At 37.0% G+C, this 16,311-nt stretch carries 12 protein-coding genes; 6 read left to right on the top strand and 6 right to left on the bottom strand.

What is annotated here, in order from left to right; translation table 11 throughout:
• Positions 1-39 precede the first annotated feature (39 nt).
• Positions 40-507: a helix-turn-helix domain-containing protein gene (locus LY11_RS19890; RefSeq protein WP_170132733.1), complete on the bottom strand. Its 468-nt coding sequence runs from the start codon at positions 505-507 to the stop codon at positions 40-42.
• Between the two features lie 40 nt (positions 508-547).
• Between LY11_RS19890 and LY11_RS19885 the strand changes: the two genes are divergently transcribed.
• The 5 genes from LY11_RS19885 (at position 548) to LY11_RS19865 (ending at position 7,869) form a co-directional block, all read left to right on the top strand.
• Positions 548-2,203, top strand: a complete 1,656-nt coding sequence (locus LY11_RS19885) for an ISL3 family transposase (RefSeq protein ID WP_111635381.1) — start codon at positions 548-550, stop codon at positions 2,201-2,203.
• A gap of 417 nt (positions 2,204-2,620) precedes the next feature.
• Complete coding sequence (locus LY11_RS19880; RefSeq protein ID WP_111635380.1) at positions 2,621-3,805, top strand: RAD14 family DNA repair protein; 1,185 nt, start codon at positions 2,621-2,623, stop codon at positions 3,803-3,805.
• Between the two features lies 1 nt (position 3,806).
• Positions 3,807-4,949 (top strand): thiol-activated cytolysin family protein, encoded by a 1,143-nt coding sequence (locus LY11_RS19875; protein WP_146610878.1) that lies wholly within the window; start codon positions 3,807-3,809, stop codon positions 4,947-4,949.
• Positions 4,950-4,965: 16 nt separating this feature from the next.
• Positions 4,966-5,997 (top strand): thiol-activated cytolysin family protein, encoded by a 1,032-nt coding sequence (locus LY11_RS19870; protein WP_111635378.1) that lies wholly within the window; start codon positions 4,966-4,968, stop codon positions 5,995-5,997.
• Between the two features lie 324 nt (positions 5,998-6,321).
• Positions 6,322-7,869, top strand: coding sequence for a S41 family peptidase (locus LY11_RS19865; RefSeq protein ID WP_111635377.1), 1,548 nt, complete (start codon positions 6,322-6,324; stop codon positions 7,867-7,869).
• 114 nt (positions 7,870-7,983) lie between these two features.
• Here the strand turns inward: LY11_RS19865 and LY11_RS19860 are convergent, their stop codons facing one another.
• The 5 genes from LY11_RS19860 to LY11_RS19840 form a co-directional block, all read right to left on the bottom strand.
• The gene (locus LY11_RS19860; protein ID WP_111635376.1) at positions 7,984-9,519 is read right to left on the bottom strand and encodes a thiol-activated cytolysin family protein; all 1,536 of its coding nucleotides are present in this window, start codon (positions 9,517-9,519) and stop codon (positions 7,984-7,986) included.
• A gap of 628 nt (positions 9,520-10,147) precedes the next feature.
• Positions 10,148-11,077 (bottom strand): glycerophosphodiester phosphodiesterase family protein, encoded by a 930-nt coding sequence (locus LY11_RS19855; protein ID WP_211321612.1) that lies wholly within the window; start codon positions 11,075-11,077, stop codon positions 10,148-10,150.
• 303 nt (positions 11,078-11,380) lie between these two features.
• Entirely contained in the window at positions 11,381-12,295 is a 915-nt protein-coding gene (locus LY11_RS19850) for an AraC family transcriptional regulator (RefSeq protein ID WP_111635375.1), read from the bottom strand.
• 52 nt (positions 12,296-12,347) lie between these two features.
• Complete coding sequence (locus LY11_RS19845) at positions 12,348-13,073, bottom strand: SDR family NAD(P)-dependent oxidoreductase (RefSeq protein WP_111635374.1); 726 nt, start codon at positions 13,071-13,073, stop codon at positions 12,348-12,350.
• Between the two features lie 187 nt (positions 13,074-13,260).
• Positions 13,261-13,533, bottom strand: a complete 273-nt coding sequence (locus tag LY11_RS19840; RefSeq protein ID WP_111635373.1) for a hypothetical protein — start codon at positions 13,531-13,533, stop codon at positions 13,261-13,263.
• Between the two features lie 82 nt (positions 13,534-13,615).
• On the opposite strand from LY11_RS19840, the gene ppsA reads away from it, so the two are divergent.
• Positions 13,616-16,267, top strand: coding sequence for a phosphoenolpyruvate synthase (gene ppsA / locus LY11_RS19835; protein ID WP_111635372.1), 2,652 nt, complete (start codon positions 13,616-13,618; stop codon positions 16,265-16,267).
• Positions 16,268-16,311: the final 44 nt, after the last annotated feature.

Here is a 16,311-nt window from a genome sequence, read left to right as displayed (position 1 = left end):
GCGGTTCTTCGTCAATTTTGGTGAAAGTTTAATAAATAATTACACTTTATTTATTAAACCAGCTTTCTTTTCAAAGGCAATTCCGACTTTCTCTAGAAGGTTGTAGATCTGTGCTTTCTGGTACTCCAGTCCATATTCCTTTTTAATCCATTGTGCCAGTAGAGGGCCTGTCCATCTTTCCGTTTGAAAGCCATGATCTCTCGGGGCTTCTTTTAGCACTAATACTTTAATCCTTGCCAGCTGTTCATCTGATAATGCACTACGCCTTCCACGTCCTTTTTTATCCTTTAGCCCTTCAATCCCTTCTTTTTCGAACCGATGTACCCAGTTTGTTATTTGCTTGAAGCTTATATTATGAAGTTCAGATAGTTTCCTGCTTGAATGACCTAGTGCTACCAGGTATACGAGATATAGTCTTACACCCACCGTGTAAGCGTCATTTGTATTTAATAGTTTTTTTATCTCTCCAGCTTCTGACCGCTGAACCTTCAATACAGATTTTCCCACTATATTTTTCTTTTGATAAAGACAAACATAGGTATAATATATGTGTAATTTTATAGTATACTATATTCCTATGATACCACAATTTATCCTTCCTTCTAATTTACAGCTAAAAGCTGAAACAATCTATTCTGAACCAGGAGTGCTTCATATTCATACTTCTGTTTGTCAAAAATATTCAGTTTGTCCGATTTGCGGCAAAAAAAGTAATAGAATCCACAGCAGATATTTCAGAACCCTTTTAGATCTACCTATTTCCGGGCTACTGGCAAGAGTCAAGCTCAAAGCTAGAAAGTATTTTTGTGATAATGCGGTATGTCCCAGAAAAGTATTTACTGAACGCTTCGATTATGAAATCAGGCCTTATTATAGGAGAATGGTTCGTTCAAATGACCTTCTTACTCGAATGGCACTTGAACTGGGTGGAAATACAGGTGCTGCAATTAGCCGCTACGTTGGTGTGCCTGTCAGCTCATCAACTGTATTACGTGTAATTAAAAAGATAGATATCCAATCAACCGTATTAACATCTGGCGTAATTGGTGTAGATGACTGGGCGTTCAAAAAAGGAAAGACTTACGGAACTGTTATTGTTGATTTAGAAAGAAAGCAAGTGATAGATCTGCTACCGGACCGTGAGGCAGATACTCTTGCCGGATGGCTCAAAAAGCATCCTGAAATTAAAACCGTTTCGAGGGATCGGTACGGGCCATACGCATTAGGAGTAAAAACAGGTGCGCCTCATGCCAGCCAGGTAGCAGACCGCTTTCATTTACTTATGAACCTTGGGGAAGCAACCAAAAGGATCTTTCAATCAAAAGGAAAAGAACTGAGAGAAATATTTACGCTTTATAATGATCCAAAAAGGGGAATTGCAGCCCCAGTCGAGATTGATCAGCCAGTTAGAAGTGTGCCAGAAACTACAGAGCCCTACATTTCAACTGCTAATATTAGTGTCGACAGACAGCATAAATTCGATAAAGTTAAGGAGTTGTACGGTAATGGTGTGGCCATAAAACAAATTGCAAGGACTACAAAGTTAGCACGTGGTACAGTCAGAAAATATATAGTTATGGAACAGCTTGGCAAAAGACAATCCAGAACGTCAACCAATCTGGATGCTTTCATTAACTTTTTATTGCAGCATGAGAACAGAGGTAAAACATACCGCGAACTGCATAAAACTATAATACAGATGGGGTTTAATGGGAGGTATGCACAGTTCTGCTGTAAGATGAACGAGGTTTATAATACGCAACCCTTCATTAGAACCAAATCTATAACTGCAATACCGATAAAAACCTGGTCTCCTACAAGATTATCTCTTATGCTCTATATGGAGTCAGATCAGCTTCATGGAAATGATGACAAAGACTTTTTACGGTTACTGTTTGAAAAGTTACCACAGGTAAAACAAATGGAGCAACTAGTAAAAGGCTTTAAAAGACTTTTTATTGCAAAGGAAGATGGCCTTTTAAAAAACTGGATTGAAGAAGCGCTTAAATCTGAGTGCGGCTTAAAAAATTTCGCCAGAAATCTCTTAAAAGACTATGAGGCTGTAAATAATGCAGTAATAACGACTATCAGCAACGGACAAGTTGAAGGCCAAGTAAATCGAATTAAAAATATCAAAAGGAAAATGTACGGAAGGGCAGGTTTTCAGTTACTGAGAAAAATGGTGCTTGCAAAGTCAGCATAATTCACCAAAATTGACGAAGAACCAGCATTGCCAGAATATCCACTCTAGGGTGATCCAGATCAGAAATATCTGCACACCGATACCAGAATAAGATTTTTCGTCATCATGTATCATTCTACGTAATTTCTACGTGCAATAAAACTTACTATATAATTTTCCTCAGGTAAATAAGCCATCAATATCTCCTGGTCACTGACTTTCATTCTTTCAATTACACCTTCTGTGCCCCATATAAAACCCTGTTACCTAAAAGGTTTATATCAATATTATTTGTAACAAGCATTTTTTTTTCGCTTAATAAGATTCAGAAGAACATTGTTAATTAATTAATATTTATAGAAATAAATAATTACATATTATTACAATTATAAAATATTTAACCGTATTTTTATTTGCCTATTAAAAACCTATTTGAAAATGAATAAAAAAGAATATCATATAACGTCAAAATTATTTCTAAATAACACGTTAAAAAGTAAAACTTCAGCTATTTCACGTAATTATTTTATCATTTTAATTGTCTTTTGTTTCATTTCCTGCAAAAAAAACTCACCCATAACAAAACCTACAGGTCCGGAAACAATAAGAAAAAAGGACTACAAAGATTATCAGTTTCAAGAAATGGCTGCCGAGTCTGGTTATTATATAACAGATACCATTTGGACTAAAGATAAAATATCAGACTTTGTCATCAGAAAAAGCTTCGATTCAGAGTTTTTGTATCCAACAAACGGTGATGATAAGGATCTTTACTTGGGTTCTCCAATTGATGGAAAATATTTTATGGAAAATAAAGGGGTATTTAAGGACTATACAAAGTTCAAAAGGAACCCACTCAGTTTAGTGACCACGAATGCCTATAATTTTAACACTCCAAATTTCAGGTTAGATGTACGAATCAATAACCTGGTTGGTATGGATAGTCTGGTCCGTGAATATTTACAGGGTGCTAAACCTAGTCTATTTGGTTATTCACGTTATCTATACTATCCCTTTTCTAATTATAATGATTTGAAGTTATTCTTTGGGGAAAATTTAATTATACAAAATATGTTCAATATTAGTAACAATGATGATTTAGGAAAAGTAGAAAATGGATTAGTTTATTATAATAGAAAAGAAACATTCACATTACGGGTAATATCTGGTGAGAAAAATTTTTTTCAGCAGCCTTACAGTCTTGATGTGTTAAAGAATGATGAAAGTGGTTTTGTGAGTAGTATTACCTACGGTAAGATCTCTATCATGACAATTGACTCCAAACTGGCCTGGAGAGAGATGAATAAAATCATTCTTAATATCACTGCAAACCAGCCGGTTTCTGATGACGATATGAAAATAATAAATGCAGCAAAAATACACACATATCTCAGAGGATATACTACTGAAGACCAAGCCAGATTGCTTAAAAATTCAGGCAATGCTTTAGAAACTATTAAAGCATTTATAGCCATCACTAATCCACCGACCAACTTTGCCAATAGCGGAACATTTACTTATGAAGACCGCGGGGTTCCAATAGCATTCGAACTACATAATACTTATTCCAGTGAAAAATTTCTAAAGAATTTTAATTATTCAATAACCATAAAATCTATTTAAAGTGAAAAAACTAAATTTACTCTCTCTTGTAGTAATAGGGCTTGCTGTGTCCTGTAAAAAAGAAGCAAAAATTGCTTCTAATGACCAAACTGAACAGTCTAAAGACGGTCAACTGAGCGTCTTTCAAGACCGGAAAATTATCCCAAATCCATTAGTTGAAATTGGAAAAGGTTCTATCCTTAATTTCAACCAGTTAATTAATAGTCAGAAAACCAGCTCAGGAGTTTTGAGAGATAGTGCATGGTCAAACGGCAGCGGAAAAACAATTTTCATAGAATCTGATGATATCATGGTTTCGAATGAAAATGCCGACCTTGCCTATACTGGTGCAATTTTCAACAGTAAATCTATTGTAAACAATTATTTGTTTGATCCAATAAGTGTAAGGGAATATGATGTTTTACCAATAAGAGCCAGTCTTTCTATTCCTGGTACTAACGTTGGTGGCGCAATACAAAGTCCCGATATGCTTACTATGCGTGATTTTGTCGGTCAGGTAGTAGCCAGACAAGGGAATGTACCGCAAATCAATAGCTTTTCTTATACTTCGAGTGAGTTCACTGATTACAATGAACTTAAATATACATTTGGTGCGAACGTGGATATTGGCAAAATAGCAAGTATTGCTGTTAATGGTGGTGGAACAAAGATTAAAGGTCGCACAGGGATTATTGCCAAATTTGTTCAGGAAAACTTTACTGTTGATATGTCGTTACCTAAAAAAACTGAACTAATCAGCCCTGCTGATGCTAACGCATTTATGGCAGAATACGCACCAGTATATATTAACTCTGTAACTTATGGAAGATTCGGTGTATTTATGGCAGAAACTGATGCATCATATCAGGATTTTAACGTGGCTTTTAAAGCAGGTTTAAATATTGGTATTGTAAAATCCGATGTCAACGTAACAAGTGCTCAGAAAGCATTACTGGATAGGGCTAAAATCACTATTTATATGAAATTTGGTCCAGGTAAGGCATATACTGCGACGGTGAATAGTTATGATGGCTTCAAAGCTGCAATATTAGCAGGTGCTGATGTAGCAAGCGATAGTTATGGCGGACCGATTTCGTTTAGAATGAGAAACTTGAAAAACTTTGCTTTGTTTAAAACAATTTTTAAAATTAATCTTCCAAAATAGTTTAACAATAGAAAACATGAGTGTCACTCAATTAAGCAGAACAAATTTTTTTTTATTTAGTGTCTGTACCTTACTGATGATTAGTATTTATGGATGTAAAAAAAATGAATCCCTAACTACTGGTCAAAATACAGTAAACAAAGATGCAGGATCGCGTCAAACCCAAGGTCTTGTTGAGTCTTCTGATTTCACAATTATGGATAATAATACTGATCTCGTTTACCTGGGGAATGTACTCTCGGGTAAACTGCTCACAGATTCAGCACAGTTCCGGGGCCTGAGTGGCTTCCAAAAGTTACCAATTAGAATCACTTGTTCATTTCCCGGGACAAACACTGGAGACGTGATCAATACACCTAGAATGTCTTCTTTCAGACAGACTTTACAAAATATATTAAGGAGAAACAGTTTTCAAAATACGCAGATTGGAGCATTCGCTTATACATACAGACCATTTTATGATTACGATGAGCTAAGAAAAGATTTTGGTTACAACTTAAGTGTAAGAGGACTCTTTTCTTCTTCATCAACGAGTCTGATGCATAATGTCACTACGATCAAAAAGAAGTTCGGCTTTGTAGCTAGCTTCGAAATTGAAAACTTCACTGTTGACATGCCACTGCCTAAAAAGACAGAATTGATTGGGGAAACTGACCTTGTCACGTTAATCGCTACAGGTAAGGACCCACTATATATCAACTCCATTTCATATGGCCAAAAGGGTATTCTATCAGTAGAAACTAATCTGAATATGGAAGAGACCAATAAAGCTTTTACCAAGGTAACAAGTAATATTTTCAAGAAAACTACGGAGATACTTACCGAATATGAAAAGCATCTGATCCAGGAGTCTACTATCACTTTATTTTTAGTCGGCGGACCAAACTCAGGAAGCCCAATGGCTATAGATGGATATAATTCATTTATTACCTATGTCACTTCTTTAGGTGATTTCTCTGCTGACAACCCAGGTTATCCAATCAGTTTCAGAATGAGAAAATTACAAGATTACTCTTTGTTTAAGCTGAGTATAAATATGCCTAACTAACAATAGTAAAACTATTAACGATACTGTTTTTAATAATCGCGGCCTCCCGTTGAAAGGAAGCCGTGATTATTAAAACATTAATCAAAAAGCTTTAATATGATCTTCAAAAGGAATTAATGTCAGCCTTAACAGTAGTTCACTTAACTCCTTTAACAACTGACAAGAGTCGTCATTTATCAATTCCAGGAAAACAAGGACGCTGAAACCCATAACAATTTATTGTTTGTTATTGTTTGAAGGCTCATGATACAACACTCCCTCAACTTTTCCAATGAAGTTATCTGAATAAACTTATGATTCTTACATTGCGATAAAATCTTAATCATGACGCAAATTAATATAACAAGTAAAAATCATTTTGCAGCAAAATTCGCTGTTTTTTTTATTCTTCTGGCTTTTACTAGTTGTAAGAAATCTGAGTCCCTAACTACTGAAGAAATAAATACTGCAGATCTATACGCCAAGGATTCTGTTTTCTTATATGCAAAGGAAGTTTATTTCTGGAATGATCAGTTACCTTCCTATCAGACTTTTAATCCCAGGGGATATAATAGTCTTGATAAAGAATTATTTGACATCAGCCAGTATGCAATAAACCCGGAAACACAAAAATCATTTGAGTTTAACGCTCAAAACCCGAAAGCATCTAAATACTCAGTAATAATTGGCAATGAGAATGCACCTGAAAATAAAACCGCTGATGGCAATTTGAATGTAGGTTTTGGAGTCACTTTTATTGCTATTAAAGATGATGATATTCGAATAGAATATGTTATTTCGGGTTCTCCGGCCGCAATAGCTGGTCTTCAACGAGGAATGAGAGTTATTAAAATCAATAACAGTCCGGTAGAAACTAAATTGTCTTTTTACAAGTATCTTAATTCTTTACTGAGCAGTTCTCAAATAGGAATAACCATAGAAAAATCTAGCCTGCTAACTGAAAAGACTTTCGCGTTGCAAAGACAGCAATTTGTTGCTGATCCAGTAAATAAAGATACAATATTCAATTATAACGGGATAAAGACAGGTTATCTTTCTTATTTGAAATTTAGCAGCCCAAATGGTGAGGATCGACAACTTAGCCAGGTATTTAACCGATTCGCAAATGAAAACATTACTGAATTGATTATTGACCTACGCTACAATCCGGGCGGATATATTTCTACTGCTGATTATTTTGCGAATCTAGTTATCCCAGTTGCTTTTGATAAACATGTGATGCGCAAAGAAAAGTACAATTCAATTATGCAGCGGAATGGAGCTGAATTACTGAAAAATCAAGTTTTAACAGATGATAATGGACGTCCTTTATATTATATTAACAATCGGCCGGCAACAATGGCTGATGGTGATTACTCATTAAATGCGAACACATATAATTTCGATAAAACAACCGGGATAAATTCTTTGAAAAGAGTTATTTTCATAGTCAGTTCTGAAACTGCTTCTGCAAGCGAATTACTGATCAACTGCCTTAAACCTTACCTTGATGTGAAGCTGGTTGGAGTTTCAGGCAGTGGCAACCACCAGGTTAAAACTTATGGTAAACCCATTGGATTTTTTGGTGTCAAAATCAATAAAAGAACGGTTTATTATTCTATGTTTCAAAACTTAAACGCCAAAAATGAAGGAAATTACTTTGACGGCATCACAACAAATCTGAGTGTTGATGATGACGCCAGATTTAACTTTGGTGACACCGATGAACCTGGTTTAAAAGCCTCTCTAAGCTTGATTTCTCCATCTAAATTTGCAAGACAGGGATCATTCAGAAAAGAAGCTGATATTAGCTTTAATAGAGTTGAAATCAAAGCTGACGTAGCTATCCCATCTGGATTAATAAAAGCTAGATCTCATATCAGAATAAAGTAATTCTAAAGGAAATTAATTAGATATTGTAAAAGAATAAGGATTATATACTTTTGTCAAGTAGACGAGGGCATTAAAACCCAAATACAATTGACAATCAACAGCTTACAGTCCAGCTTACCGTATAGGTAAGAGATAATAAAATTGGTTTTGGTTAACTTCATTACCACGTATAAACACGCCTTTAATTATTAGTTCGTTTCCTTGATTTGTATTGTAATGTGCCTCGCTGGCAAATACAGGACTCTGAGAGAAGCCTTCTCTAGGACTACCGGTTCTTTCCCATCTTAAAAACTTCGTATTTGCGTAAATAGGAATACTATTTTGTATTTTTATAGGAATAGTCCCTCTTTGATCTGCGAAAAATGTTAAATACATATCATGACAAGGACAACTTATCGGCCTCGGGGATTGCTCCACATATACAGTTTTAACGTAAAATGGCTTAATTGGCACATCAATTTTAAAGTTGTTTACCAATGGTTTATTATCTGGTAATGAATTCATTTTGAAAGATATAGGCACACCAGGAGTCTCAGGAGAAAACGTAGAGCCCCTTTTTATATAAGCAGAAAGCTCGTCATAAGAAAAAATACTTTTAACTGCTTCTGCACCATTTACTCCTACAAAGTAAATCTTCATTGACGAATTATTGATAATTCCCTGCTCAGTTGAAGTAACACTTGACCCTCCAGAAACTAAGTTACCAAGAACATTAAATGCGTTTTCATAAGCACTTTTAAGAGTCTCACTACTTGCATCACTTTCTATAGCCAAAACACCCGTTGATCCGTATGTAATACTGCTGATATAAGCTGGCCAACTGCCACCAAGAGCGTTTATGTTTAAATTATTATACAGTTCACCTGGTTCTGGAGTGTCCATAAGAAGCGAAAAGTTTTTTTGCATAAACTTAACTACAAGCCCATTTGTTTTTTTTATCCTTAATATTTCATTGCTGGATGATGAACTAGAACCGAAAAATATCGCATTAACCTTTGCATTGGTACCAAATACCATTTTTAATTCATCATAGTAGGAAAACTCCTGCATTCCATAGCTGAAAGTCGCCTTTTGCAAATTATTCATGCCATTTGCGAAGAATAGTTTACTATAAAATTCAGATGTTCTTAGTTCCGTAGGGTTATATATTCCTCCGACAATTTTTAGCGGCAAAGAAATAGAGGCACTAATAGGTCTGGACTCATATTCCCCTAAACGTTCAGATAATGGAATCATCTCAAGCGACGAAATAGTATTTCCTTTAATTAGTGATCCAAGATAAAAATTATCTTGCTGACCTAGCCACTCAGGTAACATGGAGAACTCATCTGCATACCCCGTAAAAGTCATACCCACCTGATCCCCAATCCACTGTGTTGCAGGATTAATGTGGACGGACGAAATTGTTCCGGGACGGTCAAATGAGTTAATTCCCATAACAGCAGTAGTGCTGGTTTTTGCGGACCTCGATTTAGTATTTAAAACCTCACGAAATGCAGAAACGGTAGCGTTATTAATACTTATATTTCCAGCATCAGGAGATCTTAAACCACCATATTTATTCGTATTTCCAATACCCGTATAGTCCGCTTTCGAACAACCAAGCAAAACAATAATTAATAATATGAGACTAATAGTAAATGTTTTCATTCTAGACTAAAATTTAAACTGACTAAATTTAACTTATTTAAGTTATTAATTCGTAATTTAGAAAAAAAAATACGACAAATACAATACTTTTTTACCCAAATGAATGTTCCATATGCTTAGAATCAAAGCAGAAAGAATAAAAAAAAAGTTTTCATAAGAGACTGCGGCCTTACTTGTCCAGCCAAAACCTACAGTACATACTTGACGGATTGCCTCCTTTTCTTTAATTTACCCTACAGTTTTGTTAGTTAACAGTATCTTCTAAAACTCCCTATAGTGAAAAATCACCACCAATAGTGGAAAACCCGGCACAGTTTATTTCTTCATTCCTTGCTATAAGTTTATCTGAATCACGATAGTATACAAGAGACTTTTCGATTTTGATTAATTCGCTGATTCAACCATACATAAAAAAAAAGTTGCCGGAACAGAATTATCTAACAAAATATTAAATGTTTTCCATTAAAAATTTTAACATTTATTCAAAATCTATCTCAAAACATTAAAAATCCCTTCAGGTGTTCTATGAACATCCCCTCTCCCCTTGAATGGAATTCCATTAAACGAGAGTTCATTAAGCAACCTCTGTCAGTTCTGAACAAAACCAATGACAGAGGATGTAAGCCGTTTACTTCAAAAGATCAGAAAAATAATTTGGATAATCAGTTATAATTCCATCCACCTTAAGTTTTTTCATCTGCTGCATATCAGCCATTTCATTAACTGTCCAGGGAACAATCAGCATTCCTTTGCTATGGCAGGCCTCAATCAGCTCCGGAGTAACCATCCCATAATAAGGATTATAAAAATCAGGATTGAATCCCATAGCAGAGAGATTTTCAGCCATACTAACTTTACGATCACCTGTTAAAAGGCCCACAGGAATTTTGGGATATTTTTGATACATTACTTTTAATGGCCGTATATCAAAAGACTGAATGATAAACCTTTTACTTATTTTTTTAGTAGCTATAACAGCCATCATCTTATCCACCAAAACCTCTGGAACAGGTTGTTCAAAACCATCTGTCAAAGGGTTAGATTTAATCTCTATCAAATAATTAACCGCAGGCAGTTTATTGGTTTTAGTATAGGTTTCTACAGAATCAATCAATTCACCAAGAAGAGGTGTATAACAAGCCACTTGTTTTTGTTGCGGGAAAGACGAATATTTTTTCTCACCAATGATAAACTTGCGGATGTCTGCATAATTCATTTGATAAAACGTATATTTCTTACGGTTTTCTCCGGTAAATTCTGAACCATCAGGCAACAGGGTATAATCAGGATTAAATGAGTTGTCATGATATACGATGATCTGGCCATCTTTAGTAAGATGTATATCAATTTCTATGGTATTGCAACCCAGATCAATTGCTTTTTTCATAGCCTGAATAGTATTTTCTGGCATCAGACCTCGTGTACCACGATGACCTACAGTATAGAATGGTGTCGGTTTTAATCGCTGTGCAGTAGTTTTGAGACTAACAAACATCAGTGCTGTACCAATTGAAATAAATAAGAATAAAGTGGGTTTCAGATTTTTTAAGTTCCTCATATTTTTGGTTTAACGGGAAAGAAATTTCAAGCCCGAAATTAAACAATGCGTATAGCTAAACAAAGTCATTTCCGCTATCTTTCCTTAGCCGCAAAAGTAATCAGCGCTGAACTATATACGGTAGAATTGATATTAAGATATTATTAACATAGAATTAAAACAAAAGATTACAGAAAATAATAGATAAACATTTGCAGATTCTTTGAAATACAAAATAACCTGCCAGGAAATCACAAAAAATTCAGCAGACCCGCTTTTAGCAAAGGCTGCTCAAAATAAAAACTGCCTATCAAGCACAGATCACTAACTAAGCGATTGCCGGAATTCCATGGGTGAGAGTTTTGTTTTAGATTTAAACAGCTTACTGAAAGACTGAGAATGCTCAAAACCTAATTCATAAGCGATCTCACTGACAGACATTGTTGTACCTGCTAGTTTTTCCTTTGCCTTTTCGATTAGCTTTTCATGTATATGCTGCTGCGTATTAAGCCCGGTTGTTACCTTTAACAAGGTGCTTAAATAATCCGGGGAAAGATTAAGCTGCCCGGCGATGTATTGAACCGCAGGCAGCCCCTTCATGATCGCATGACCACTGAAATGCTCATCGAGCAATGTTTCCAGCTGATTAAGAACCTTATGATTTGCAATTCTGCGGGTAATAAACTGACGATTATAAAACCGCTCAGAATAATTCAGCAGCACTTCGATTTGCGAAATAATGATCTGCTGGCTGAAACTGTCAATATTAGCATGATACTCCTGCTGAATGTTTTGGATGATACCCGAAACTACTATCTCTTCTTTTTCTGAAAGAAACAAGGCCTCATGGACAGAATAACTAAAATATTCATATTTCTTTATTGTTGTTGCCAATGGAAAGTTCCATAAAAAGCCGGGATGAATCAATAACATCCATCCCGACTTGTCAGGTGCATCCTGGTTCACCTCAATCCTGAAAACCTGTCCCGGTGAAATAAAAAACATAGTACCTTCATCAAAATCATAATCCTGCTGACCATATTTGAATTTGGCACGCATATTCTTCTTCAAAGCGATGAAGTAAAAATCATATACCCAGCTTATCTTATTGTTATCAGGTGAATTTTTGATCGTCGCATAGTCCACCAAGCTGATTAACGGATGCTCAGGCTGAGGAAGTCCCCTGACCCGGTGATATTCGCTGATGGATTTTATACGCTGAATTTGCTGGTTTGCCATGTTCAAAATATTCTATATTACAAACTAAGAAAAAAAATCTGAAAGGAAAGGGCTACCATGAAATCTCGCCCTGTTCCCCGAAGAACTTGCCTGATGTGCCCGGCAGCTGCTGAGTAGCCACGTCTACAATTACTTTAGCGCCCTGTGCTACTGTTTTCCCCTGCGGATTAAAGTCATTCAAATCAGTAGCAGTATAACCTGGCGTAACACTATTTACACGGAATTTAGTACCACTAAGTTCATTGGCCAACATTACAGTGAAAGCATTAAGTGCTGTTTTAGAAGAGCCATAAGTTTGGTAATTGTCCCAGTTAGCCCTTCTTCCAGGTGTAGTCTGCATAGTCAAAGATCCTACCTCACTGGAAACATTCACAATGGATGGTGCGTCAGACTTTTTAAGCAATGGAAGAAACTGCTGCGTTGTCTGGATAACGCCAAAGTAATTAGTCTCAAATAACTGCCTGAGATGAACCAGATCAACCAGAGAAACATTCTGGGGCTGAGGGCCCGGGATGCCAGCATTATTAATCAATACATCCAAGGCTGTTATCTTTCCTGCTAACGTTGCTTTCGCCTTAATAACAGAATTTATGTCTGTAACTTCAAGCTGAATAGCTTCTACATTATACAGGCCTTCAGCTTTCAATTGCTCTTCTGCTTTCAGGCCGTTGTTTTTACTTCTGCTGCCCAGATAAACAAAATATCCCTGCTTCAAAAGTTGTCTCGCTGTTTCAAAGCCAATACCTTTATTGGCCCCGGTAATCAAAACTGTTTTCATCGTAAATTAATTTTGCTGCTGATTCTTATACCTTCAAATATCCTGCTTTCCTAAATGGCGGTTGTAGGCTAATCCCTGAATGTTGTAGCCAAAACCCAAACCTGATATTAAACAAAACGAACTTCCGAGAGCAAATAATTGAACCTCTGATATTATTTGATAAGAATCTTGATTTCAGCAATTGACTTCACAATAGCCTGAACTGAGGCGGTATCTTTAACTTTTCTTTATAGGGTTTGATTTCATTCAAAAACGATATAACTCTGGGTGCTATCCTTAGATTTTCCTGAGAAATGACGCTTTCTTTAATAGCCAAAATACCAGCTACAGCAGCAGCAGCAGGATCTTCTATCTTTTTTATAAAATACGGCCTGAACCAGCCATTAGGACAATGCGGAAACTTTAGATATTCTCCGCTTTTTGTATGTATAACGCCCCTGGCCCCCTGCTTATTGCGCATGGAAAAATATAGTTTAAAAACGTTGTTTTAACACCTTAAACCTTATATTTTTGATTTTCAACACCTCTCAAAAGCCACCCCCATGACAGCAAAAAACAAACTCAGCGGAGCCAAAAACAAGAATAGCCATGTGCTTTTTTTTCAGCAGATCGACAGTTCAAAATTTATGGATGCAGGTGGCAAGGGTGCTAATCTGGGCGAATTATCCAGGATCAGGAACATACAGGTTCCAGATGGATTTTGTGTGACTACCCAGGCATATAAATCAATAATAGAAAATAACCAGGAACTGAATAGCTTACTGGATAAATTAACGGATTTTAAGGCAGAAGACAGGAAAAATCTCAGCGAAATCACTGCAAAAATCCGTACAGTTATCGAAAGTGCACCTATTTCCAGGAAGATAACTGAAGAAATTACAGCCTTCCTTACAAGATTCGGGAACGAAGTGGCTTTTGCCATACGATCCAGCGCTACGGCAGAAGACCTGCCAACAGCATCCTTTGCCGGACAGCAGGATACCTATTTAAATATTATCGGAGCAGCAGCAGTCCTAAGAAATATCAGTAAATGCTGGGCTTCCCTATTTACAGAAAGAGCAGTAATTTATCGCCTTCAAAACGGCTTTGACCACCGTAAAGTTCACCTTGCTGTAGTTATTCAAAAAATGGTATTCCCGCAGGCAGCAGGGATTTTGTTTACTGCCGATCCCCTTACCGCTAACAGAAAAGTGTTATCCATTGATGCCAGCTTCGGACTTGGAGAAGCTATGGTTTCTGGCCTGGTCAATGCTGATCTTTATAAAGTGTGTGATGGCAGGATTATCGATAAGAAAATATCCGCCAAGAAAGCAGCTATTTATGCTTTAAAAGATGGTGGTACAAAAATACAGGAGATTGAACCTGAGTTACAGCATCAGCAAGCACTTACAGATGAGCAAATTTTACAACTTGAACATGTTGGCAGAAAAATAGAAGAACATTTCGGCCACCCTCAGGACATTGAATGGTGTTTAGCTGAAGGTACATTTTATATTGTCCAAAGTCGCCCAATCACTACTTTATACCCGGTCCCTGAAGCAAACGATCAGGAAAATCATGTTTATGTATCTGTTGGCCATCAACAAATGATGACCGATCCTATGAAACCGCTGGGCATATCTTTATGGCAGTTAACAGCTGCAAGGCCTATGTATAAAGCTGGCGGAAGGTTATTTGTCGACATCACCGGCAGCCTGGCTTCAGCGGCCAGCAGAAAAACGATTATAGAGGTAATGGGAGAACATGATCCGCTCATCAAAGATGCGCTGCTAACCATCATCGCACGCGGAGATTTTATAAAACCGGTGCCGGGTGACCAGGAAGAATTAAACCCTGTTCCAAGCAGTACAGGTAAATCGTCTGAGGATATTCTTTCTGCGACAGAAAATGATCCTGCAATCGTTTCTGAGCTGATTAGGTGTAGTGAAATGTCATTAATCGCATTAAAACATAACATCCAGACAAAATCAGGGCAAGACTTATTTGATTTTATCCTCGAAGACGGTCAGCAATCCAAAAAGAGCCTGTTTGACCCGCAAAATATGAATGCAGTTATGGCTTCTATAGCTGCCCGCTCATGGATCAATGAAAACATAAAAAAGTGGTTAGGTGAAAAAAATGCCGCAGACATCCTTTCTCAATCGGCACCCAACAATATTACTTCTGAAATGGGTCTGGAGCTATTGGATGTTGCAGATGTGATCCGTCATTATCCGGAAGTAATTCATTATTTACAAGGGGTAAAAGAGGACAACTTTCTGGATGGCCTGATTCAGTTTGATGGTGGAAAACAAACTCAGGACGCTATTTATGCTTATCTCGATAAATATGGAATGCGATGTGCAGGAGAGATCGATATGACCAAAACGCGCTGGAGTGAAAAACCGGCCATACTTATCCCCATGATCCTCAGTAATATCAAAAACTTTAAGCCTGATGCTCATCATCAGAAGTTTGAACAGGGGCGGCATGAAGCTTTGAAAAAAGAGGACGAATTATTAAATCGATTAAAGCAATTACCTGGTGGTGAGCAAAAGGCCCTGGAAACCAAACAAATGATCAGTCTGCTGCGGAATTTCGCCGGTTATCGGGAGTATCCAAAATACGGAATAGTTAACCGCTACTTTGTTTATAAGCAGGCTTTATTGAAAGAGGCCGGACAATTGGTACAAGCAGGTATTATTCAACAGGAAGAGGACATATATTATCTCACTTTTGAAGAACTCCACAAAGTGGTACGCACCAATCAACTCGATTACCAGCTCATCAGCAAAGCAAAAGACGAATATAAGTTCTATAAAAAACTTTCTCCGCCACGTGTAATTACCTCTGACGGTGAAATCATTTCTGGTCAGTACAAGCAAGAAAATCTCCCGGACGGTGCTATTCCTGGCCTGGCTGTTTCCTTCGGGGTTATAGAAGGACGCGCACGTGTCATCTTAGCTATGGAAGATGCTGAGCTGGAAGATGGAGACATACTGGTCACCTCGTTTACAGATCCTGGCTGGACCACATTGTTTGTATCCATAAAAGGCCTGGTCACTGAAGTTGGCGGACTGATGACTCATGGCGCAGTTATCGCCCGTGAATATGGCTTACCAGCTGTTGTCGGAGTAGAAAATGCAACCAGTCTGATCAATGACGGACAAAGAATCCGGGTAAATGGAACGGACGGTTATGTAGAAATACTATAAACCAGCCTATTCGCTTCTTTTAGTGTAACAATTATGCTTAATAA

Origin of the sequence: Pedobacter cryoconitis, assembly GCF_003259615.1 — a bacterium.
GTDB classification, from domain to species: Bacteria; Bacteroidota; Bacteroidia; order Sphingobacteriales; family Sphingobacteriaceae; genus Pedobacter; species Pedobacter cryoconitis.
Note: the sequence above shows the minus strand (reverse complement) of the source record. Positions and strands in the feature narration are given on the sequence as shown.

Bases quoted from the DNA above. Each gene is read 5' to 3' on its own strand.
- LY11_RS19885 (WP_111635381.1), top strand. From the start codon at position 548: ATGTGTAATTTTATAGTATACTATATTCCTATGATACCACAATTTATC.
- LY11_RS19880 (WP_111635380.1), top strand. From the start codon at position 2,621: ATGAATAAAAAAGAATATCATATAACGTCAAAATTATTTCTAAATAAC.
- LY11_RS19870 (WP_111635378.1), top strand. From the start codon at position 4,966: ATGAGTGTCACTCAATTAAGCAGAACAAATTTTTTTTTATTTAGTGTC.
- LY11_RS19865 (WP_111635377.1), top strand. From the start codon at position 6,322: ATGACGCAAATTAATATAACAAGTAAAAATCATTTTGCAGCAAAATTC.
- LY11_RS19860 (WP_111635376.1), bottom strand. From the start codon at position 9,519: ATGAAAACATTTACTATTAGTCTCATATTATTAATTATTGTTTTGCTT.
- LY11_RS19855 (WP_211321612.1), bottom strand. From the start codon at position 11,077: ATGAGGAACTTAAAAAATCTGAAACCCACTTTATTCTTATTTATTTCA.
- LY11_RS19850 (WP_111635375.1), bottom strand. From the start codon at position 12,295: ATGGCAAACCAGCAAATTCAGCGTATAAAATCCATCAGCGAATATCAC.
- LY11_RS19845 (WP_111635374.1), bottom strand. From the start codon at position 13,073: ATGAAAACAGTTTTGATTACCGGGGCCAATAAAGGTATTGGCTTTGAA.
- LY11_RS19840 (WP_111635373.1), bottom strand. From the start codon at position 13,533: ATGCGCAATAAGCAGGGGGCCAGGGGCGTTATACATACAAAAAGCGGA.
- ppsA (WP_111635372.1), top strand. From the start codon at position 13,616: ATGACAGCAAAAAACAAACTCAGCGGAGCCAAAAACAAGAATAGCCAT.